16 protein-coding genes are annotated in these 21,338 nt (G+C 73.2%); 8 read left to right on the plus strand and 8 right to left on the minus strand.

Annotation, left to right across the window (positions count from 1 at the left end):
* Window positions 1-109: 109 nt before the first annotated feature.
* Window positions 110-1,108, minus strand: a complete 999-nt coding sequence (gene gap, locus ACZ60J_RS34755) for a type I glyceraldehyde-3-phosphate dehydrogenase (RefSeq protein ID WP_469688168.1) — start codon at window positions 1,106-1,108, stop codon at window positions 110-112.
* 163 nt (window positions 1,109-1,271) lie between these two features.
* Here gap and ACZ60J_RS34760 point away from each other — a divergent pair, with 163 nt between their 5' ends.
* Window positions 1,272-1,721, plus strand: a complete 450-nt coding sequence (locus tag ACZ60J_RS34760) for a PH domain-containing protein (protein WP_469688169.1) — start codon at window positions 1,272-1,274, stop codon at window positions 1,719-1,721.
* A gap of 61 nt (window positions 1,722-1,782) precedes the next feature.
* Here the strand turns inward: ACZ60J_RS34760 and ACZ60J_RS34765 are convergent, their stop codons facing one another.
* Window positions 1,783-2,739: a GlxA family transcriptional regulator gene (locus ACZ60J_RS34765; protein ID WP_469688170.1), complete on the minus strand. Its 957-nt coding sequence runs from the start codon at window positions 2,737-2,739 to the stop codon at window positions 1,783-1,785.
* A gap of 284 nt (window positions 2,740-3,023) precedes the next feature.
* On the opposite strand from ACZ60J_RS34765, the gene ACZ60J_RS34770 reads away from it, so the two are divergent.
* The gene (locus ACZ60J_RS34770; RefSeq protein WP_469688171.1) at window positions 3,024-4,703 is read left to right on the plus strand and encodes a carbohydrate binding domain-containing protein; all 1,680 of its coding nucleotides are present in this window, start codon (window positions 3,024-3,026) and stop codon (window positions 4,701-4,703) included.
* 66 nt (window positions 4,704-4,769) lie between these two features.
* Here ACZ60J_RS34770 and ACZ60J_RS34775 read toward each other — a convergent pair whose 3' ends face one another.
* Complete coding sequence (locus ACZ60J_RS34775; RefSeq protein ID WP_469688172.1) at window positions 4,770-5,420, minus strand: hypothetical protein; 651 nt, start codon at window positions 5,418-5,420, stop codon at window positions 4,770-4,772.
* Window positions 5,421-5,844: 424 nt separating this feature from the next.
* Here ACZ60J_RS34775 and ACZ60J_RS34780 point away from each other — a divergent pair, with 424 nt between their 5' ends.
* The gene (locus tag ACZ60J_RS34780) at window positions 5,845-8,403 is read left to right on the plus strand and encodes a SpoIIE family protein phosphatase (RefSeq protein WP_469688173.1); all 2,559 of its coding nucleotides are present in this window, start codon (window positions 5,845-5,847) and stop codon (window positions 8,401-8,403) included.
* Window positions 8,404-8,571: 168 nt separating this feature from the next.
* Window positions 8,572-8,814, plus strand: a complete 243-nt coding sequence (locus ACZ60J_RS34785) for a response regulator transcription factor (protein WP_469688174.1) — start codon at window positions 8,572-8,574, stop codon at window positions 8,812-8,814.
* On the opposite strand, the gene ACZ60J_RS34790 is transcribed toward ACZ60J_RS34785, so the two are convergent.
* Window positions 8,765-9,793, minus strand: a complete 1,029-nt coding sequence (locus ACZ60J_RS34790) for a serine/threonine-protein kinase (RefSeq protein WP_469688175.1) — start codon at window positions 9,791-9,793, stop codon at window positions 8,765-8,767. The genes ACZ60J_RS34785 and ACZ60J_RS34790 overlap by 50 nt on opposite strands.
* An 82-nt stretch (window positions 9,794-9,875) precedes the next feature.
* Complete coding sequence (locus ACZ60J_RS34795) at window positions 9,876-10,583, minus strand: DUF998 domain-containing protein (protein ID WP_469688176.1); 708 nt, start codon at window positions 10,581-10,583, stop codon at window positions 9,876-9,878.
* A 164-nt stretch (window positions 10,584-10,747) separates the two neighbouring features.
* On the opposite strand from ACZ60J_RS34795, the gene ACZ60J_RS34800 reads away from it, so the two are divergent.
* From ACZ60J_RS34800 to ACZ60J_RS34815, 4 genes are all read left to right on the plus strand, one after another.
* The gene (locus tag ACZ60J_RS34800; RefSeq protein WP_469688177.1) at window positions 10,748-11,071 is read left to right on the plus strand and encodes a YciI family protein; all 324 of its coding nucleotides are present in this window, start codon (window positions 10,748-10,750) and stop codon (window positions 11,069-11,071) included.
* Window positions 11,072-11,074: 3 nt separating this feature from the next.
* Window positions 11,075-13,069 (plus strand): sigma-70 family RNA polymerase sigma factor, encoded by a 1,995-nt coding sequence (locus tag ACZ60J_RS34805; protein WP_469688178.1) that lies wholly within the window; start codon window positions 11,075-11,077, stop codon window positions 13,067-13,069.
* A gap of 223 nt (window positions 13,070-13,292) precedes the next feature.
* Window positions 13,293-13,565, plus strand: a complete 273-nt coding sequence (locus ACZ60J_RS34810; RefSeq protein WP_469688179.1) for a hypothetical protein — start codon at window positions 13,293-13,295, stop codon at window positions 13,563-13,565.
* A 77-nt stretch (window positions 13,566-13,642) separates the two neighbouring features.
* Entirely contained in the window at window positions 13,643-17,548 is a 3,906-nt protein-coding gene (locus ACZ60J_RS34815; protein WP_469688180.1) for a DUF7779 domain-containing protein, read from the plus strand.
* Window positions 17,549-17,563: 15 nt separating this feature from the next.
* On the opposite strand, the gene ACZ60J_RS34820 is transcribed toward ACZ60J_RS34815, so the two are convergent.
* From ACZ60J_RS34820 to ACZ60J_RS34830, 3 genes are read right to left on the minus strand one after another with little or no spacing between them, the layout of a single operon-like run.
* Window positions 17,564-18,382: a phosphate ABC transporter ATP-binding protein gene (locus tag ACZ60J_RS34820; protein WP_469688181.1), complete on the minus strand. Its 819-nt coding sequence runs from the start codon at window positions 18,380-18,382 to the stop codon at window positions 17,564-17,566.
* Window positions 18,383-18,393: 11 nt separating this feature from the next.
* Complete coding sequence (locus tag ACZ60J_RS34825) at window positions 18,394-19,293, minus strand: sortase (RefSeq protein WP_469688182.1); 900 nt, start codon at window positions 19,291-19,293, stop codon at window positions 18,394-18,396.
* Window positions 19,294-19,314: 21 nt separating this feature from the next.
* Entirely contained in the window at window positions 19,315-21,333 is a 2,019-nt protein-coding gene (locus tag ACZ60J_RS34830) for an LPXTG cell wall anchor domain-containing protein (protein WP_469688183.1), read from the minus strand.
* Window positions 21,334-21,338: the final 5 nt, after the last annotated feature.

A 21,338-nucleotide genomic window follows, 5' to 3' on the forward strand; every position in this document is an offset into this window, starting at 1 on the left:
GGGGTTTTGTTGTCGAAGTTTTGCCGCTGGGCAGGGAAGGGAGGAAAAAAGGGGCCCCCCCCCACCCCCAACCCCCCCCCCCCCCCGCGCCCTGGTGCGGGACCCGGCCTCAGCGGCTCGCGAGGAGTTCGAGCGTGTCGATGACGCGGTTCGAGAAGCCCCACTCGTTGTCGTACCAGGCGACGACCTTGATGTGGCGGCCCTCGACGCGGGTGAGCTCCGAGTCGAAGATCGAGGAGGCGGGGTTGCCGGTGATGTCGGAGGACACGAGGGCGTCCTCCGAGTACTCCAGCACGCCGGCGAGCGGGCCTTCGGCGGCGGCGCGGTAGGCGGCCAGGACGTCCTCGCGGGTCACGTCGCGGGCGACGGTGGTGTTCAGCTCGACGATGGATCCCACCGGGACCGGGACGCGGATCGAGTCGCCGGAGAGCTTGCCGTCGAGGTTGGGCAGGACCAGGCCGATGGCCTTGGCGGCGCCCGTGGTGGTCGGCACGATGTTCACGGCGGCGGCGCGGGCGCGCCGGGGGTCGCGGTGCGGACCGTCCTGGAGGTTCTGCTCCTGCGTGTAGGCGTGCACGGTGGTCATGAACCCGTGCTCGATGCCCGCGAGTTCGTCCAGTACGGCGGCCAGCGGCGCGAGCGCGTTGGTCGTGCAGGAGGCGTTGGAGACGATCGTGTGCAGGGCCGGGTCGTAGGAGTCGCTGTTCACGCCGAACGCGAGCGTGATGTCGGCCCCGTCCGCCGGTGCGCTGACGAGGACCCTCTTGGCCCCGGCGTCGATGTGCGCGCGGGCCGCCTTGGCCGTGGCGAAGCGGCCGGTCGCCTCCAGCACGATGTCCACACCGAGCTCGGCCCAGGGCAGCTGCGCCGGCTCGCGCTCGGCCAGCACCTTGATGCGGCGGCCGTCGACCACCAGGACGTCCCCGTCCACGCTCACCGGGCGGCCGAGGCGGCCGGAGGTGGTGTCGTAGGCGAGCAGCCGCGCGAGGGTGGCGGGCTCGGTGAGGTCGTTGACCGCGACGATCTCGAGCTTGCTGTCCCGTTCGAGCAGCGCGCGGAGCACGTTGCGTCCGATGCGGCCGAATCCGTTGATGGCGATGCGAGTCATGGTGTCTCCCTTGTCCCTGTCCCTGGGGTGCTCCACCAGGTTCGCCGGTCGGGAGCGCCCGCGACAGCGGCGCGATCGCCACGGTCCGCAAGGATCGCGCCACACGGCGGCCGGGGGGCCGCGGGGGTGGTCACCGTCGGGCCGGGTGGCTCATCCTGTGCGCATGGACGACCGGGGCGGTGCTGGCGTGTCGGTGTGGCGGCTGGGCGGGTGGGCTCGCGTGGCGGGCTGTGTGACCCCGGCTGCCGCGGGAGTCAAGGCCCTCGTCTACTGGGCGGGGTGGCTCGCCTCCCCGGCGGCGGGGACGGCGCGGACGGCCGGCTGGTGGACGGCACTGGCCGTCGGCTCCGCACTGTTCTTCTGGTGGGGGGTTTTCAGGGTCCGCCTCGAGGTCGGCCCGGACGGGATCGTGGCGGTCAATCCGTGGGGGACCCACCGCCTGGGGCTGGACGAGGTGGCCGCGGTGCGGCTGGGCTCCTGGGGCGCGGAGTTCCATCACGCGGACGGCTTCAGGACCACGGCCTACGCGCTGAGCCCGCGGGCCGCGGGAACCCCCCAGGACCGGCGCTTCGCGGAACTCCGGGCGGCTCTTGAGGCGCGTACGGATCCCTGACCGCGGCTGCACCGCGTGGGGACGTCGGGGCACGGGACGCACAGCCCCGGCCGGCCGTCGGTCACTCGCCCCGGGCGAAGGTGCGGCGGTAGTCGCTCGGTGTGGTCTGCAGGATGTGCTGGAAGTGGAGTCGGAGGTTGGCTCCGGTGCCCAGGCCCACGTCCGCGGCGATCTGCTCCACGCTCCGCTCCGAGAGTTCGAGGAGTTCGCGGGCCACGTCGATGCGGGCGCGCATGACCCACTGCATCGGGGTGTATCCGGTGTCCTCGGCGAACCGCCGCGAGAACGTGCGCGGGGACACCGCCGCGTGCCGGGCGAGCGCCTCCAGGGTGAGGGGTTCGCCGAGCCGGTGCAGGGCCCACTCGCGGGTGGCGGCGAACCGCGGTCCGAGCGGCTCGGGCACGCTGCGCGGGACGTACTGCGCCTGGCCGCCGCTGCGGTAGGGGGCGGCGACCAGCCGCCGGGCCGTGTGGTTCGACGCCGCCACGCCGAGGTCGCTGCGCAGGATGTGCAGGCACAGGTCGATGCCCGAGGCGGCTCCGGCGGAGGTCAGCACGGAGCCCTCGTCGACGAACAGGACGTTCTCGTCGACCCGGACCAGCGGCCACTTCGCCGCGAGGGCCCGGGCGTAGTGCCAGTGCGTGGTGGCGCGCCTGCCGTCGAGCAGGCCCGTGGCGGCGAGCGCGAAGGCTCCCGTGGAGATGGCCGCGAGCCGGGCGCCCCGTGCGTGGGCGGCGACGAGTGCGTCGACGACGGCCCGCGGGGGGTCCTCGCGGTCGGGGAACCGGTAGCCGGGGACGAAGACGGTGTCGGCCCAGCCGAGGGCTTCGAGGCCGTGGGCGACGGCGTACGACAGGCCGTCACCGCCGGTCACGAGTCCCGGCGCGGCGCCGCAGACCCGGACCTCGTAGGGCATGCTCGCGCGGGTCGTGAACACCTGCGCGGGGATGCCGACGTCGAGGGGTTTCGCCCCTTCGAGGACGAGGACGGCGACGTGGTGGGGGCGGGAGGCTGGCACCGCGACATGTTTCCGAAGGGGCGGGAGGCTTGTCAAGCGTCAAGGTTAGTAAACCTTCCGATTGAGATAACCATCTATCAGTTGGTCCAGACCTGTTGACGGCGGTCCTTCCGGAGGATTAGGTTCCCGGCCACGAAGCGGATACGTCGTCAACTCCCCACGCCCGCCCGGCCACAGGGCCCACCGTCCATGACCCCGCCGCCCGTCCCCACACGTCCCCGGCGGGCCGCACGCCCACGCTTCGCGCTCCACGCCGTCCCCCCACTCCCCCTGGAGGCACTCCCTTGCGTACCCCCGACCGAACCCGTACCCGGCTGGCCTGCGCCCTCGGCGCGACCCTGCTCGGCGCGGCCGCGGTACTGACCTCTCCCGGTGCGGCCTTCGGCGCCAACATCCTCTCGAACGGCGACTTCGAGGCCGGCAGCACGGCCGGCTGGTCCTGTTCCGGCGGGCTGGGCTCCGTGGTCGGCTCCCCCGTGCACGGCGGGAGCAAGGCCCTGGCCGGCGCGGCCAGTGCGAGCGACAACGCCAAGTGCGTCCAGACCGTCGCCGTCCAGCCCAACACCAGCTACACGCTCTCCGCCTGGGTCCGCGGCAGCTACGTCTACCTCGGCGTCACCGGCGGCGCCTCCACGTGGACCCCCTCGGCTTCCGCCTACACCAAACTGTCCGTCTCCTTCACCACCGGCGCCTCCCAGACCAGCGCGGAGGTCTACCTCAACGGCTGGTACGGACAGGGCACCTACTACGCCGACGACATCACCCTGGACGGCCCGGGCGGCACGGTGGACACCCAGGCGCCCACCGTGCCGGGCAGCCTCACCTCCACCGGCAAGACCTCCACCACGGCGTCCCTGAGCTGGACCGCGTCCACCGACAACGTCGGCGTGAACGGCTACGACGTCTACCAGGGCGGGACGAAGGTCGCCACCTCGGGCACCACCAGCGCGACCGTCACCGGCCTGACCCCCAGCACCGCCTACGCGTTCACCGTGCGCGCCCGCGACGCCGCGGGGAACACCTCGGCCGCCTCGAACACCGTCAACGTCACCACCGACACCGGGACCACCCCGCCGACCGGCTTCAAGCAGGCCGCGCCGTACCTCTACCTCGGCTGGGGCAACCCGCCCAGCGCGACCACGGTGATGAACGCGACCGGCACCAAGTGGTTCACCATGGCGTTCATCCTCTCCTCCGGCGGCTGCAACCCCTCCTGGGACGGGCAGCGCCCGCTGACCGGCGGCGTGGACCAGAGCACCATCGCCTCGATCCGTGCGGCGGGCGGCGACATCGTGCCCTCCATCGGCGGCTGGCAGGGCAACAAGCTCGGCCCCAACTGCTCCAGCGCCGAGGCCCTGGCCGGCGCCTACCAGCAGGTCATCAGCGCGTACGGCCTCAAGGCCATCGACGTGGACATAGAGAACACCGACGAGTTCGAGAACGCCGTGGTCCAGGACCGCATCCTCGGCGCCCTCAAGATCGTCAAGCAGAACAACCCCGGCCTGAAGACCATCCTGACCTTCGGCACCTCCACCAGCGGCCCGACCAGCTGGGGCAACCGCCTGATCGAGCAGTCCAAGGCACTGAACGCCGGCATCGACGTCTTCACGATCATGCCCTTCGACTTCGGCAACGCCTCGACGGACATGTACGCCAGCACCGTCAGCGCGACCGAGGGCCTCAAGGCCAAGCTGAAGTCCGTCTACGGCTGGGACGACGCGACCGCGTACTCCCACATCGGGATCTCCGGCATGAACGGCATCAGCGACACCGGGGAGACCACGACCGTCCAGAACTGGACCGACATCCGCAACTGGGCCAACTCCCACCACATCGCGCGGCTCGCCTTCTGGTCGGTGAACCGCGACCGCGGCTGCCCCGGCGGCGGCCTGCAGGAGACCTGCTCCGGCATCGCCCAGAGCGACTGGCAGTTCACCTCCATCACGGCCGGCTTCACCGGCTGATCCAGCACCTCGCAGCACCGGGGGCCGTCGCGGGGAACCGCGGCGGCCCCCGGTCGTTGCGCGGCGTCAGGAGCCGGTCGGGGCCTGTCCCTCGGTCTCGGCCCGGACCCTGGCCCGCACCACCTCCGGATACTTCTCGGTGAAGCGCAGGGCCGCGACGATCGTGAGGATCTGGATGATCCAGCCGGTCCACATGTTGTCCGGGTCGCGCAGTACGAGGTCGCCGTACGCCCCCACGATCGCGTTGATCAGGAAAGCCAGCCCCCAGACCCCGGTGATCATGTAGTTGGTCCGCTTGAAGACCGGCGAGTCCCAGAACTTCCGGTCGACCTGCTCCCGGGCGTACTGGAGGGTGAACGGCACCCGGGCCAGCATGGAGCCGAGGGCGATGACGAAGAGGGCGATGTTCGAGATCTCGCCCGCATACGTCTCCAGCCAGCGGCGCGTGCCGTCGCTCGCGAAGGCACCGATCACCGTCAGGATCGAGAAGAACACGACGTCGGAGAGTTCCAGGATCTTCAGGGAGGAGCCGGGACGGAGCATCCGGCTGCCGACGACGAGGCAGACGGAGATGGCCAGGGCCAGCCCCACCGCCCACTCGAAGCGTCCCGGCCCCACGACGAGGGCGAAGACGATCCAGGGGGACAGCCCCACGAACGGGCTCTCCAGGAACTGCGCCGCCTTGTGCGTGCCGTGGGCACCAGCCGTGTGCGCCATGGGTCGGCCCTTCCTGCAGCAGCCCTACGGGGTATCCGGTCTCCCCTTCCCAACGTACGCCGCGTCCCCCGTTCCGCACCCGGCGCGGGCGGCCGCAGCCACCGGCGCAGCTCCTGTCAAGTAACGAGAAGCCGGGTCTACGGCCTCGCGCCGCCTCCGGGCACGGTGGAAGGCAACAGTCCTGCACACGGCAGGAGCCACGGGCCACCGGGACCGAAGGCAGGCAGCCATGACCGACACCGCCACCATCGCCTGGACCAGCACGTCGGCGCGGCACTCGCCGTACTCGACGCGGCGCACCGTACGCCGCTGGCGGCCGCGGCCCCCGTTCCGGGGACGCCCGGGCACTGCGTTGGTGCTCCCTGCCGCGCCGGATGATGCTTGACAGTGGAGCCCCTGGCCAGCGAAGGCGAGATGAGCGGCGATGGAGCAAGTTCCCACCCCTCCCGGTGAGCGGCAGGCCCGGACCACGCACGCCTCGCCAGGGGCGGCGTACACGGCCACGGCCACCGTCAGCGAGCAGGGCATCGTGACCGGGTGGAGCGAGGAGGCCCGCCGGCTGCTCGGTTACGCGCCCTCGGAGGTCGTGGGGCGGCCCGCCGCGGAACTGCTCGCGGACCGGTCCGACCGGTCCGGCGGATCCGGCGGATCCGGCGGTACGGACCCTGCGCCCGGTGCGGACCCTGCGGCGCGGCCGGTCGCGCCCGGACAGGAGCGGTGGAGCGGCACCGTCCCGCTGCGCCACCGGGACGGCCGGCGGCTGGAGGCGGGACTGCTCGCGCACCGCAGGGCGGCCGCCGGCGGAGCCGCCGAGTGGTTCGTGATGTCCGCCGTGACGGCCGGGCCCGAGGCCTCCTGGGACGGGCCCCTGGGCGAGTGGGCCTTCGACCGGTCCCCCTGCGCCCTGGCGGTCTTCGACGAGGACCTGCGGCTGGTGCGGTCGAACGCGGGCATGCACCGCGCGCTCTCCCTCACCGAGGCCGAGATGCACGGGCTGCGCCTGTCGGAGATCGCCCCCGACGCGGTGAGCGAGGAGACCGAGCGGGGGATGCGCCGGGTGCTGGAGACGGGCGAGCCGCAGTCCGTGGAGGGCTTCGTCCGGCCGCCCGGCGCGGGCACGGCGCACGGCTGGGCCACCTCACTGGCCCCCGTACCGGGCCCGGACGGCCGGGTGCGGGCCGTGTACCTGGCCGCGCACGACAAGGCCGCGGCAGACACGGCCCCGCGGCAGGCGCTCCCGCCGACCCTCGCCGGTGCCCGCACCGGAAACGGCAGCGGCCCGGGCACCGGCACGGGTGCCGGCCCCGACAGCGCGAGCACCGGCACCGGCACCGGCACCGGCACCGGCCCGGACAGTGCCCACACCGTGCAGGACCTGGCCGACGCGGCCGTCCCCCGGCTCGCCGACCTGGCGATCGTCGACCTGCTGGAACCCTCCCTCCGCAGTGAGGGCCCGGCCCGGAGTCCCGGGACGGGTGCCCTCACGATGACCCGCAGCGCCGTACGGTCGGTCCTCGGCGCGAGCCGGGAGAGCCGGTTCGCGGTCGGGGAGACGACCGTCTACCCGGCGCTGTCGCCCCCCGCGGAGTGTCTGGCCGCGGGGCGGGGCGCCGTGTACGGGACCGCCGACCCGGCCGTCGCCCGATGGGTCGCACAGGATCCCGCGGCCGGCTGGATCGGCGAGTACGGGACCCATTCGATGATGCTGGTGCCGCTGCGCGACGGCGTCGCCACCCTGGGCCTGGCCGTCTTCAGCCGTCACCAGAACCGGGAACCCTTCGACCTGGAGGACCTGCGGCTGGCCGAGGAGCTCACGGCCAGGGCGGCCAGCGGCATCCACCGTGCCCGCCGGACCGCCCGGGAGCACACCAGCACCATGACGCTGCAGCGCAGCCTCCTCCCCCACACGCTGCCCGTGCAGTCGGCGCTGGAGATCGCCTCCCGCTATCTGCCGGCCGCGGGCGAGGCCGGTGTGGGCGGCGACTGGTTCGACGTGATCCCGCTGTCCGGAGCCCGCGTGGCCCTGGTCGTGGGCGATGTCGTCGGCCACGGCATGCGCGCCTCGGCCACGATGGGGCGGCTGCGCACCGCGGTCCGCACCCTGGCCGACGTCGACCTGCCGCCGGACGAACTGCTGACCCACCTCGACGACCTGATCATCCACCTGTCGGCGGACGAGTCGGGCGTGGTCGGGGAGGCGGCCGGGGGCATCGGCACCACCTGCCTGTACGTGGTGTACGACCCGGTGACCCGCCGGTGCACCGCCGCGCGGGCCGGTCATCCCCCGCCCGCCGTGGTCTCCCCCGAGGGCTCCGCGTACCTGCTCGACGTCCCGGCGGGGCCGCCGCTGGGCCTGGGGGGCCTGCCCTTCGAGACCGTCGAGGTCGAGCTTCCCGAGGGCAGCCTCCTCGCGCTGTACACCGACGGCCTCCTCAAGGCCCGCGACCAGGACATCGACGAGGCCCTGGACAGCATGCTCGCGGCCCTCGTCCGGCCCGCCTCCACCCTGGACACCGTCTGCGACCGGGTGCTCACGGCCCTGCTGACCCGGCGTCCCGATGACGACGTGGCCCTGCTCGTCGCCCGGACCCGGGCCCTGCACACCGACAAGGTCGCCGTCTGGGACCTGCCCTCCGACCCCTCCCTGGTCGGGCAGGCCCGCCGCAACGCCACCGACCAGCTCACGGTCTGGGGGCTCGACGAGGCCGCCTTCGTCACCGAGCTCGTGGTCAGCGAACTGGTCACCAACGCCATCCGCTACGGCGAGCCGCCCGTGCAGCTCCGGCTGATCCACGAGGGCACGACGCTGATCTGCGAGGTCTCGGACGCGAGCGGCACCGCCCCGCACATGCGGCGGGCCCGGATCTTCGACGAGGGCGGGCGGGGACTGCTGCTGGTCGCACAGCTCACCCAGCGCTGGGGCACCCGGCACACCCTCGTCGGCAAGACCATCTGGGCCGAGCAGTCCCTGGCCGGGTTCTGAGGACCTTCTCCCCTGCCCTGTGACACGCCCGTGACAGACGACGGACAGGCTCATGAAGTACCGCCGACATCCTCTTTAACACGGACATACATTCACATTCGTGGACATGTCCTCTGCTTTCAAAGGTGCGAGCAGCCGTGTTGACTGAGCCGAAGCGGAGGAAGTCCCATGAGCCTCACACTGGTCGCGCCGCACACCGAAACCGAAGCCCCCGCAGCCGCCCTGGCCCTCGCCCCGCGTGAGCAGGAGGCCCTGCGCCACATCGCCGCCGGGTGCACCTACGTGCAGACGGCCCGCTCGATGGGCCTCTCCAAGCACACGGTCGACGCCTACCTGCGCCGCATCCGGGCCAAGCTGAACATCAACACCACGGCGGAGATGACCCGCCTGGCCATCTCTCTGGGACTGTGAACACCGGCCGGGCCCACTCCGGAGGCTCCCTGGGCGGCGCCGCACTCCCCGGAGCCCCGGACTGCGGGGCGGCGGCCCGCCGGACCGGGGCGGGGGCGGTAGCGGTGGCGGCACGCAGCGCCGCCACGAATTCCAGGCAGGAGTCGTAGCGGTCCTCCGGGACCTTCGCCAGAGCCTTCGCCAGTACCGCGCCGGCGTCCGGCGCGATGTCGGGCCGCTTCTCCGCCAGGGGAGGCGGCTCGTCGTACTGGTGCGCCCACAGGAGCGCCGGGGCGTCGTCCCGGACGAAGGGCGGCCCGCCCGTGAGGGACTCGTAGACGACACAGCCGAGGCTGTAGACGTCGCACCTCCCGTCGACCGGGCGCCCGGAGATCTGTTCCGGCGCCATGTAGTCGACCGTGCCGACGAACTCGCCCGCCGTGGTGAACCCGGTGAGCGCCAGCGACTTCTTCGTCAGCCCGAAGTCCGTGAGGTAGACGTGCTCCGGGTGCTCGCTGTCGGTGCCCTCGGCGACGAGGATGTTGGCGGGTTTGACGTCCCGGTGCACGAGATCGTGGTCGTGGGCCGCGTCGAGCGCCGAGGCCACCTGCCCGGCGATGCGCAGCGCGGTCGGGACGGGCAGGGGGCCCTCCCGGTCCAGCAGGATCCGCAGGTCCGGCCCGGTGACGTAGCGCATGGCGATGTAGAGCACCCCGTCGGTCTCGCCGGCTTCGAAGACGGGCACGATGTGCGGGTGCTCGATCCTGGCGGCGACCCGGGATTCGTGGGCGAAGCGGCGCCGGAAGACCTCGTCGCGCACGCGCTCCGGGGCGATCAGCTTGAGCGCGACGGTACGGTCCAGGCGCAGGTCCTTGGCCTGGTAGACGACGGCCATGCCGCCCCGGCCGATGATCCGCTCGATCCGGTAGCCGGCGATCTGCCGCCCGATCAGGCCGGAGGCACGGCCCGTGTAAAGGCCCCGGTTCGCTGCCGTGCCCATCAGGCGCCTCCCGTGGCAAGTCTATCCAGTGGTCCACACGCCCGCCCGCCCGCCCGTGGGACGACGGGCGGGCTCCGGCGGATCAGATGCCGCGGCGGCTGCGCCCGGCGACCACGGAGATCCACAGCATCGCCGTGACGGCTCCGACGGCCAGGGTCAGGGTGCCGGCCCGGCCGCCGCCCATCGCCCAGCCGTTGCCGATCAGGAGGGCCGTACCGGCGACCCGGGAGGCCACCGCGTACCGGCGGTTCCCGGCGCGGCCGAAGTGGCGGCCCAGGACGTAGCAGGCGGCGATCAGCGAGGTGAAGGTGACCGACCCGGCGGCGAAGTGGGCGTAGCTGTGCCAGGTGAGCACGGCGGTCTCCGCGGAGGGGGCTCCCGCGGGGAAACCGTCGACCGGGTCCATGACGAAGGCTCCCGCGGCGATCATGCCGAAGCCGCCGATCCGGACCAGCCGCGGCGCCCAGGTGCCTCCCGGGGTGCCCCGCAGGGCCCGGCGCAGGCCGCTCGCCCCGAGGACGAGGAGGGTTCCGGCGAGCAGGAAGTTGGTGATCTGGAGCCAGCCGAGGCTGCCGTTGCTCAGGGCGCTGAGCGGGTGGCGGGTGATGTCGAAGCCCTGGCGGGTCGCGGCCTGGGTCAGGGAGACGACCGCCCACAGCGGGGAGGCCACGACCGCGCAGGCGAGGAGGGAGCGGGTGGCGGTGGAGGATCCGGCAGAGGAGGAGACGGTGGCGGTGGGGACGGTGGCGGTGGGGACGGTGGCGGTGGCGGTGGGGATCCGGGTGCTCATGGCGGGTACCTCTCGGGTTCGTCGTAGGCGGCTCTCGTTCGGTTCTCGCTGATACGTCGAAGCAGAAAAATGACAGGGAATGCGCGCGTTCCCTGTCACATCGGCCGTTCGACGTGTAGGCAGGGTGCGGGCAGCAGCTCGGCACCACGAGACGAGGAGTCCCCATGCGCTACCTGATGACGACGAAGCCTTCCGACACCGCCCCCGACGAGCGTCTGTACGCCGAGATGGGCAAGTTCATCGAGGAGCTGACCGCGGCCGGCGTGCTGCTGGCCACGGGCGGACTGGAGCCGGGCGGCATCCTGGTGACCTCCGCCGGCGAGGAGATCACCGTGACGGACGGGCCGTTCGCCGAGGCCAAGGAGGCCGTGGCCGGTTTCGCGCTGATCGAGGTCCGGTCCCGGGAAGAGGCGATCGAGCTGGCCCGCCGCTTCCGCAGGATCGTCGGCGACGGCGAGAGCGTGGTCCAGCAGGTCTTCGGCCCCTGATCCGTGCCGGACATCTCGCGGACGATCGACGCGGTCTGGAAGCTCGAATCGGCCAGGATCATCGCCACGCTGACGCGCATGGTGCACGACGTCGGCCTGGCCGAGGAACTGGCCCAGGACGCGCTCGTCGCCGCGCTCGAACAGTGGCCGGGCGCCGGGGTCCCCGACAACCCCGGCGCCTGGCTGACGACCACCGCCAAACGGCGGGCGGTCGACCACATCCGGCGCTCCCGGATGCTGACGGACAAGCAGGAGCAGCTCGCCCACGAGCTGGAGGAAGGGCAGGATCGGCAGGAGCGGCAGGAGCCCGAACAGGACGACGTCCTGCGGCTGATGTTCCTCTCCTGCCACCCCGTGCTGCCGACCGAGGCCCGTGCGGCGCTCACGCTCCGGCTGCTGGGCGGTCTGACGGCCGGGGAGATCGCACGGGCCTTCCTCGTTACGGCGGCCGTCGTCACCCGGCGCATCGCCGCGGCCAAGCGCACGCTGGCCGAGCACCGCGTGCCCTTCGACCTGCCGGAGGAGTCGGAACTGCCCGAGCGGCTGTCCTCGGTGCTGGAGGTCATCTACCTGATCTTCAATGAGGGTTACTCGGCCACCTCGGGCGACGACCTGATGCGCCCCGGACTCTGCCTTGAAGCGCTCCGGCTGGGCCGGCTGCTGGCCGAGCTGGTCCCCCGGGAGGCCGAGGTGCACGCCCTGGTCGCACTGATGGAGATCCAGGCCTCCCGTACGGCGGCGCGCACCGGGCCCTCGGGCGAGCCCGTGCAGCTCCACGAGCAGAACCGGGGGCGCTGGGACCAGCTGCTGGTCCGCCGCGGTTTCACCGCGATGCTGCGCGCGCGGGAGGCCGGCGGGGCGCCCGGCCCGTACGTGCTGCAAGCGGCGATCGCCGTGTGCCATGCCCAGGCACGCACCGCCGAGGAGACCGACTGGGCCCAGATCGCCACCCTGTACGGGGCGTTGGACCGGCTGCGGCCGACGGCGGTGGTCCGGCTCAACCGGGCGGTGGCGGTCGGGATGGCGTACGGGCCGCAGGCCGGCCTCGACCTGGCCGACTCCCTGGTCGCCGATCCCGTACTCCGCGACTACCACCTGCTCCCCAGCGTCCGGGGTGACCTGCTGCTGCGCCTGGGCCGCGGCCCGGAGGCGCGGCTGGAGTTCCTCCGGGCGGCGGCCCTCGCCAAGAACGCCGCCGAGCGCGCCTTCCTGCACCGGCGCGCACAGGAGGTGCCCGCCACCGGCGGCCCGGACGGCCCGGCACCGGATCCGACCCTCGGCGGGACCGCACGGGGGTTCCTGGGCCGGGCGGATCTGGACGCCGCGACGGTCCGCTCGTACGGCCAGACCCTGCGCCGGCTCCGCCTGGACCTCGGCGACGACCTGCCGCTGTCCCGGCTGACGGCCGAGGAGGTGGCACGGGTGTGCGCGGCCGCCTGGGGCGGTGCGGCGGCCAGGACCTGGAACCGGCACCGCTCGGCCGTACGCTCCTTCGGCGCCTGGGCGGGCCTGGACGGGCTCGCGGCCGGGCTGGAGCGGCGCGCCGAGACCCGCCCCCGGGCGTCCGCCCTGGGACCCGCGCAGCTCGACGCACTGTGGAGCGACCCCGAAGTGCCGCTCCGGGAGCGGACGTTGTGGCTGCTCCTGCACGAATCGGCGGCGGGGGTGAAGACCGTCCTGTCCCTGAACGTGGAGGATCTGGACCTGGAGGACCGCCGGGCCCGCGCGGGCCGCACCTGGGTGAGCTGGCGCTCCGGGACGGCCCGGCTGCTGCCCGCCCTGCTGGCCGGCCGCACCCGGGGCCCGCTGTTCCTCTCCGACCGGCGTCCCGGCCCGGCCCGGACCCCCGGCCCCGCCGACCTGTGCCCGGACACGGGCCGACGCCGCCTGTCCTACGAGCGGGCCGAGCACCTCTTCAAGAAGACCACCAGACCCCTGGACCCGAACCACGAGGGCTACACCCTGCACCGCCTGAAGCCCGGCAGCCCGTTTCCGTGATTGTTCTGACTCCGCCCGACGGAGGTGGAATCATCGACAGCACGTCCTGGGGGCAGGCGAGTCAGCGGACAAAGGGGAGACGATGACGGGTGTCGATTTGATTCTGGCCGCGTTGGCCGCCGGAGGGGCAGCCGGGCTGACCGATGCCGCCGGCAGTGCCGTGCGAGACGCGTACGCGGGGTTGCGCGGCTCGTTGGTGGGGCGGTTCGGGTCCGGTGGGCGGATGCAACAGGCCTTGGACGAGGCCGGAGGCGATCCCACGGAACTCGCCTCGCTGGTCGGCCCTGAACTCATCGCGGCGGGAGCCGACTCCGACGAAGAGGTCCTGACCGCCGCACGCCGGATCCTGGAGCTGCACGGGGAGGCCGAAGGGCAGTCCACCACCTACTCGGTTTCCGTGCAGACGAGTTACGGTGCGGCCGGCACCTTCACCGCGCCGGTGTCAATCACCTACCAGCAGCCGCCGGTCCCCCCGACCTCGCCGGGCGCGGCCTGACGGCAGTCGCGTCCGGCAGTCCGGAGGGCCCCGCCCCGACCACCGTGTTCGGGGCGGCCGGGGTCTTCCACGGGCCGGTGAGCATCGCGTTCGCGCCCACCGTCCGCTTCCCGCACCGGATCGGCACACCGGCGCCCCTCGCGGACTGCTGGCGCAGCCGCGAGGCGGGGCGGCGGGTGATGGACCACCTGGTCGGAAACGCGGGCGTAGGCGGTGCCGGGGACGCGAGTCCCGCAGGGCCTCCCCCGGTCGTGCTGACCGGGCTCGGCGGGGTGGGCAAGACGCAGATCGCCACGGGTGCCGTACGGCAGCTGTGGGACGGCGGGCTGCTCGACCTCGTCGTCTGGGTGCCCGCCACGTCCCGCGCCGCCGTCCTGCTCGCCTTCGCGGGAGCCACCGCCGAACTGACCGGGTCGGCCGGCCGCGACGCCGAGGAGGGAGCCGCGCGCTTCCTCAACTGGCTCGGCGAGGTACAGGACCTCCGGTGGCTGGTCGTGTTCGACGACCTCGGCTCCGCCACCGATCTCGACGGGCTGTGGCCTCCCCCGCACACGCTCGGCCGCACGCTCGTCACCACCCGCCGCACCGACGCGGCCCTCGTGCGCGGTCGTACCGTTCTGAGCCCCGGCGAGTTCACTCCCGCCGAGTCCCTGGCCTACCTCGGCGAGAAACTCGGCGACGACGAGGAACTGCTGGCCGAGGCAGTCGAGCTGGCCGACGACCTGGGACACCTGCCACTGGCACTCGCCCAGGCCGCCGCGTACCTCGTGGACCGGAACCTGACCTGCGCCGAGTACCGGGTGCGCTTCGCCGACCAGCGGTTACGGCTGCCGGACGTGCTGCCCGATCCCGATGAGGAGCCCCTGCCGGACGCCTACCGCATGACGCTCGCGACGACCTGGTCCCTGTCGGTGGAGGCCGCGGACCGCCTCAGACCCCGGGGGCTCGCCCGGCACCTGCTGGAATTCCTCTCCGTGTTCGACCCCCACGGTGTCCCCGAGGAGGTCACCCGCGGTGAGCGGGCCCGCGAGTACGCGGCCGCTGCCACGGGCACCGACGCCGGCGCGGAGACGCTGCCCGAAATAGGCGACGCCCTGCACAACTTGCGCCGGCTCAGCCTCGTGACCGTCGACGAAGGCCTCGTACGCGTCCACTCCCTGGTCCAGCGCGTGACGCGGGAGAGCGCGGAGCAGGAGTCGCTCGTACGGATCGTGCGGTTCGCCGGCCGCGCCCTGGTGGAGGCCTGGCCCGATGACCCGACCGGTCGGGCCGCGCTGGTCGACCGTCTGATCGACAACGGCAACATCCTGGTGACCCGGCACGGAGCGCTGATGGTCGCCGGCGGCGAGAACCCCCTCGTCGCCGCGCTCGTCAACACCCGCGGCATGAGCGTGCTCATCGACTTCCTCTGGATATCCGAGCTGTACGCCGTGCTCTTCGAGCACGCCGTCCGCATCCTCGGGCCGACGCACGACTACACCCTCGAACTACGCACCAGGCACATTGAGTTCAGGGCCGCGCACGGTGACATCGGCTGGGCCCTGCGCGCCTTGTCCGAGCACCACTGGGTCTGCGTCGAGGCCCTGGGGCCGGACAACCCGGTCGTTCTCGAGACTCGCTTCACGCTCGCGAACCTCTGGGGGCGGATCGGCGAGGGCGAGCGGGCTCTGAGCATGCTGGAAGCCCTCGTCCCCGCATTCGAGCAGGTCCTCGGGCCCAAGAGCTCCCGCACCTTCTCCGTCCGGGGCGAGATACTGCGGTGGCGGGCAGAGTTGGGGGGCGGGCCGGCCGAAGCCGTCCGCACGATCCCCCCTCTCATCGAGGAGGCGATCCGCGCACTCGGTGCGAACTCCCCCATCGTGCTGACCATGCGCGCCGATCTGGGGCAATGGCACATGGAAACGGGTGACCACGCGACCGCGATCACCTACTTGCGGACCACCGTGGACGAGCTCGTGCGCGTGGTCGGAGAGGCAGGCCCGCAGACCCTTCGCATGCGCGCCCAACTGGCGGAGGAGCTACGCGCGTCCGGTGACCCTGGGGCAGCCGCCGCGGAGTACGGGATCATCGTCGCGTTCTCGCAGCAGTCGGCGGACTGGGGCGAACTGCCCATGGGCCTCTACGTGCACCAGCACACGCTCCGCATGATCTGCCTCGTGGAGGCGGGCCTGCCGGTCGAGGCCGCCGAGTGCGCATGGGAGCTCATGGACTTCGGTCTGCGCAAGTGGCCACACGCGAATGGCTGGCTCGCGAACCTCGTCGACTATCTACACACCCTGGCCCGGGAGATGGGACGGGGCGGCAGTCCCGGGACGGCCGTCGAACACCTGGCACGGCTGGCCGGGATCGTGCCGCGGGCCCTCGGCGGCGACGATCCGCGGATTCCCGTGATCCGCCACGACCACGCCCGGTTCCTGGGTGAGGCGGGCGAGCCGGGACGGGCGGTCGAGGCCTTCAAGGAGCTTCTGCGGCAGCTGGTCCCGACACAGGGAGCCACCAGCGCCCGGGCCCTCCAAGCACGCGCCGCGCTCGCCCACTGGCAGGAGGCGGCGGGCGACTTCGCGTCCGCCACCGCGACCCTCGACGCAGTGCTCACGGACTGCGTGGACGCCGGCGCCGAGGACCTGATCACGCCGTTGCGCGCCGTGTTCGCGGCCGCGCTGCGGCTCTCCATGAGCGGCCGGCCCGAGGCCGCGTACCTCCATCTGCGAAAGCTCCCCACCCTGTTCGCCGATCAGGTGGGACCGGACGCCGAGGAGACGCTGCGTGTGCGGCAGTACGTCCTCTCGGTGCTCGGGTTGACCGGCGAACGCCGGGCCGCCCTCGCGGGGATGGAACGTCTGCTGCCCGATCTGGTGCGCGTGCTGGGGCCCGGCCACGTCGCCTCCGTGGACGGGGCCGCCATGATCGCGGCGCTGCGGAACCGGACCGGCGACGCCACCGGGGCGTACACGGTGTACCTCGAGGTCCTCCCCGATCTGGTGCGGGTGCACGGACCCGACCACACCACCACGCACGGAACGCTCGAGGCCCTGGAGCAGATCGCGGAGGCACTGCCCGCGCCCGGTTCCGCCTGGTCCGAACTGGTCGAAGTCCTGACCCCCGTCCTGGGCACGTCTCACCCGCGCACCCTGCGGGCCCGGGTGGGCAGGGTCTGGTCCCTGTCCGGGGACCGGCGGTTCGCCGAGGCGGCCCCGGAGGCGCGGGCCCTGTACGAGGACCAGGCCGCCGCGCTCGGCGAGAACGATCCGCACACCCTGGCCACCTTGGGCGAACTGGGCTACGTCCTGGACGCCCTCGGGGACCAGGCGGCGTCGCTCACCGCCTACCGGAAGGAACTGCGCGGGCGGCTGGCGGCGGCCCGGCCGGCCGAAGGCCCTGCGCAGGATTCCGGCGCCGCCCGAGCCGCCCTCGGCAACCTGCGCACCGTGACGGACCGCGAGTCGGCCCCCGCCGTGCGCGCGATGAACCTGAGCGCGCTCGCGGACGACTACGCACTGGTCCACGGGCCCGACCACAGCGACACCCTGTGGGTACGGCTCGAGGAGGCCACCGCGGTCGCCGCGAAGGGCGACCCGGCGGGCGCGGTGATGCTGCTCGACGATCTCCTGAAGGACTGCGGACGGATCCTGGGCCCCGACGCCCCCCTGACCATGGGCGTCCGGGGCGACCGGATCGTGCACCGGGCCACGGCGGGACACGCGCAGGAGGCCGTCGCCGAGATGGAGGACCTGCTGCGGGACCGCACCCGCGTGCTCGGTCCCGCGCATCCCCACGTGCTCCACAACCAGGAGGAACTCGCCCGGCTGCGGGGCATCGCGGGGCGCCCGGCCGAGGCGGTGGCCGACCTCGACGCGGTGCTGGCGCAGTACGAGTCGCTGCCGGGATCCTGGGAGGGCGACGCCGAGCGCGTCCGGAGCGCAATCGCGGTCTGGCGGACGCGGGTGCCGCCGGATCCCGGCCCCGGTCCGCCGACGGGGTGAGCGACCCGGCGGGGGTCAGCCGAAGCGGCCCTGGACGTAGTCCGAGGTGCGTTGGTCGGCGGGGGTGGAGAACATGGCTTCCGTGGGGCCGTGTTCCACGATCTGGCCGGGTGTGCCCTGTTCCGCGAGGAAGAAGGCGCACTGGTCGGAAACCCGGGCCGCCTGCTGCATGTTGTGGGTCACGATCACGATGGTGACCTCGTCGGCCAGCTCGCGGACGGTCTCCTCGATGCGGCGCGTGGAGGTGGGGTCCAGGGCCGAGCAGGGTTCGTCCATGAGCAGGATCCTCGGCCGGACCGCGAGGGAGCGGGCGATGCACAGGCGCTGCTGCTGGCCGCCGGAGAGCGCGCCGCCGGGCTGGCGGAGCCGGTCCTGGACCTCCTTCCAGAGCCCGGCCTTGGTCAGGCATTCCTCCACCAGCGCGTCCTTCTCGGCCACCGAGGCGCGGGTGCCCGTCAGCTTGAGGCCCGCCGTGACGTTGTCGTAGACCGACATCGCCGGGAAGGGGTTGGGCTTCTGGAAGACCATGCCGATCCGTCGGCGGGCGTCGGTGAGGCGGCGCCCGCGGGCGTAGACGTCCTCGCCGTCGAGGAGGACCTCGCCGGCCAGTTCGGCGCCGGGGATCAGCTCGTGCATCCGGTTCAGGATCCGCAGGAAGGTGGACTTCCCGCAGCCCGAGGGGCCGATCAGGGCCGTGACCCGGCCGCCGGGCATCGTCAGGGAGACCCGGTTGAGGACCTTGCGGCCGCCGAACCACGCCGAGATGTCGCGGGCGTCGAGGGTGGACGCTCCTGTTGCGGGGAGCGCGGGAAGGGGGAGCGTCTGGGTCGTCATCACGGCCTCGTTCACAGGAGGTTGGGCAGGAGGAGGGCGGCCTGGTCGGCGACCGCCAGGCCGAGGGCGGCCATGACCGGGAAGCCGACGAGCCAGGTGTGCGCGCGGCCCCAGCGGATCCGTGCCCAGGCCAGGGCCGCCGCGGCGAGCAGCAGTGCCTGCGCCCACAGGACCAGCGGGAACCAGGCCGAGGTCTGGCTCCCGAGGGGGGCCTCGTCCGCGGCCAGCCGTCCCGGGGTGCGGCCGCCGGACTGCTGGACGGGTGTGGTGAGTTCGGCGTCGACGTGGACCACGCCGTCCGGCATGTACGGGGTCCCGTCCGCGGTCATCAGGGTGAGCAGGGCCGCGTCACCGGTCGGCCGGGCCGGCTGCGGGTCGCCCGCACGCCGGACGCCCAGCACCTTGTACGTGTGCTCGCCCTGGCCGGTGACGACCAGGAAGGTCTCCCCGCGCTCCAGGTCCGCGATGTGGGCGAAGGGGCCGCCGTAGCCCGCCTGGCGGCCCATGAGGATGCTCGTCCCGGGCTGGCCGGGCAGGACCGTGTCGCGCCGGTGGCCGGGCCCGGAGGCCAGTACCGCGGAGGTGGTCGCCTCGCGGACCACCTCGCGCAAGCCGATCTGCGGGATCTCCAGCAGGGCGACGGGGGTGCCCGGGGTGGTGGGACCCAGCGGTGCGGTGGCGTTGGCGAGCCCCTCGCGCAGCTGCGCGTACCCCACCCGGCGGTCCCGTTCGTGGCGCAGGTGGCCGAGCGGGCCCACTTCCGCGACGAAGCCGAGGAGCAGGGCGCCCAGGATGGCCAGGGCCGCGCCGGTGGCCCAGAGGCCGGGTGGGCCCGTACGCCCCGCCGGGGCCTCGGGGGCTCCGGCGGGGTCGGGGCGCACGTCCACCGGCGGGGTGGAGGTGGCTGTCATCGTGTCTTCTCCGAATCGGGGTCAGTTGCCCGCGAAGGTGAGCAGGCCGCGGCGGCGGGCCCACCAGACGAGCGCGCCGCCGGTGACGACGAGGATCCCGGCGAGCAGGCCGGCCGTGGTGGCGTCGGCGCCGGTGTCGGCCAGTCCGCCGCCGGGAGTGCCGGAGCCGCCGGCGGCTCCGCCCGTGACGTTGGTGGAGACGCCGACGCTGCCGCCGCCGCTCGTGCTCGTTCCCGTGGAGGCCGACGCGGACGGCGAGGCCGTCTCGGACGGGGTCGGGGTGGGGGACGCGGATTCGGAGGGGGTCGGCGTCGGGGTGGGCGTCGCCGTGGGGGTCGGGGTGGGCGTCGGGCTCGCGGTCGGGGTCGGCGTGGGGGTGGGCGTCGGGTTGCCCGTCCCCGGGTCCGTGGTCTGGTACTCGGTGTTGGAGGTGAACCACAGGGAGGCCGCGAACGTCCCGTAGGTGTCCGTGCCGAAGGCCTTGCGGCACACGACCGTCAGGTCGTAGCGGCCTTCGAGGGTGGTGAAGCCCGCCTGGTTCGCGTAGTCCCGCATGGTCATCGTCAGCGGGACGTTGATGCCGCCCGACGGCGCCGGCGGGTACGTGGCGATGGGCGAGTTGCCGACGACGTTGAGGCCCTCGGCCGGGAAGCCCTTGCCGACGACCGTGACCAGGATGTTCGTCGCGGGCTCCGGGCAGGCGGCCGGGGTGGTCAGGTCGACGCTGCTGCCGTCGTTGCCGGTCGCGGGGTTGATCTTCGCCGAGCCGGCCGGGGCGGCGTGGGCCGTCGTCGGCACGGTCAGGGCGGCCAGGCCCACGAGGGCGGCGGCCGCGGTCGCGGCGCCTGCCGCGGATCGCCGGCGGGTGCGGGTGAACTGCACGATGGGCTCCTTCTTGGCGTTCTGGCGTTCGTTGCTGTCGGTGGGCTCGGTGGCGCGCCGGCGTGCCGAGGCGGCGACCGCGGCCGCGGCCCGGGCCAGGCGCCTGCGGCGCCACACCCACAGCCCGCCCCCGGTGATCACGAGGAGCAGCGCGAGCAGCGCCCACGGGACCGTCCACAGCGACACCGACCGGGTCAGGGAGGGAAGTCTGGGGTCCACGCCGTCGCGGGCGGCGACCGGCTGGACGGAGACGACGGCGGAGGAGCGCAGCACCTGCGCCACCCCGTCGGCCTTGGCGGTGATCGTCAGCGAGGTGCCGGGCAGGAGGTCGCCGAGGTCCTTCGCGCCGTCCGCGGTGACGGAGCTGCCGAACAGCCCGTTGATGCGTACGGCCTGCCGGGCGCCGAGCCGCACGTTGCCCGTGTTGCGCAGGGTGTAGGTGACGGTCGCCGAGCCCTCGGCGAAGGGGTTCGCGGATCCCTCGTACGAGGCGGCGACCTGCTGGACCTCCAGGCGCGGGGTGAGGGTCCCGGCGGCGCGGATGTAGACGCGGGCGCCGACCCGCTGGTCGAGTTTGACCTTGTTGCCCTGACTGTCCTCGGCGCCTGCGGCGAGCGAGGCGACGATGCCGCCGGTGTGGTCCCCGGGGGTGACCTCGCGGGGGACGGTGACGGTGAAGGGGACGACGACGTTGCCCTTGGGCGGGACGGTCACCTTGTCCTTCTCCAGCTTGATCCAGCTGCCCGCGTCCTTCGGGGCCCGGCCGGCCGGGAGCAGGTCGAAGCCGCCGTCGAGGGTGTTCACCGCGTCGCTCGCGTAGACGTCGAGGGTGAGCGGTTCCTCGCCGTAGTTCCAGACGGCGATCTGGTCGCGCGTCGTGGCTCCGCCGGTGACCCCGTAGGAGAAGTGGGGCCGTGCATCGGGCCCCTTCGGCCCGGCGGGCTGCACGCCGAAGGTGGACTTGCGGTCCTCCCCGGGAGCGGCCGGGGCGAAGGACGCGGCCTGCGCGGGCGCCGCGGTGAGCAGCCCGACCGGGACGAGCAGCCCGGCCAGCGTGAGCAGGGCGAGCAGCAGGGTGGGGAGCGGGACGGCCACGGCCGGCGGGCCGAAGGGGCCGCCGCGTCCGGACGGCCTGGTGGAGGGGGCGATGGGGTTCATGGCTC

Source organism: Streptomyces sp. NPDC104226, from assembly GCF_055584085.1.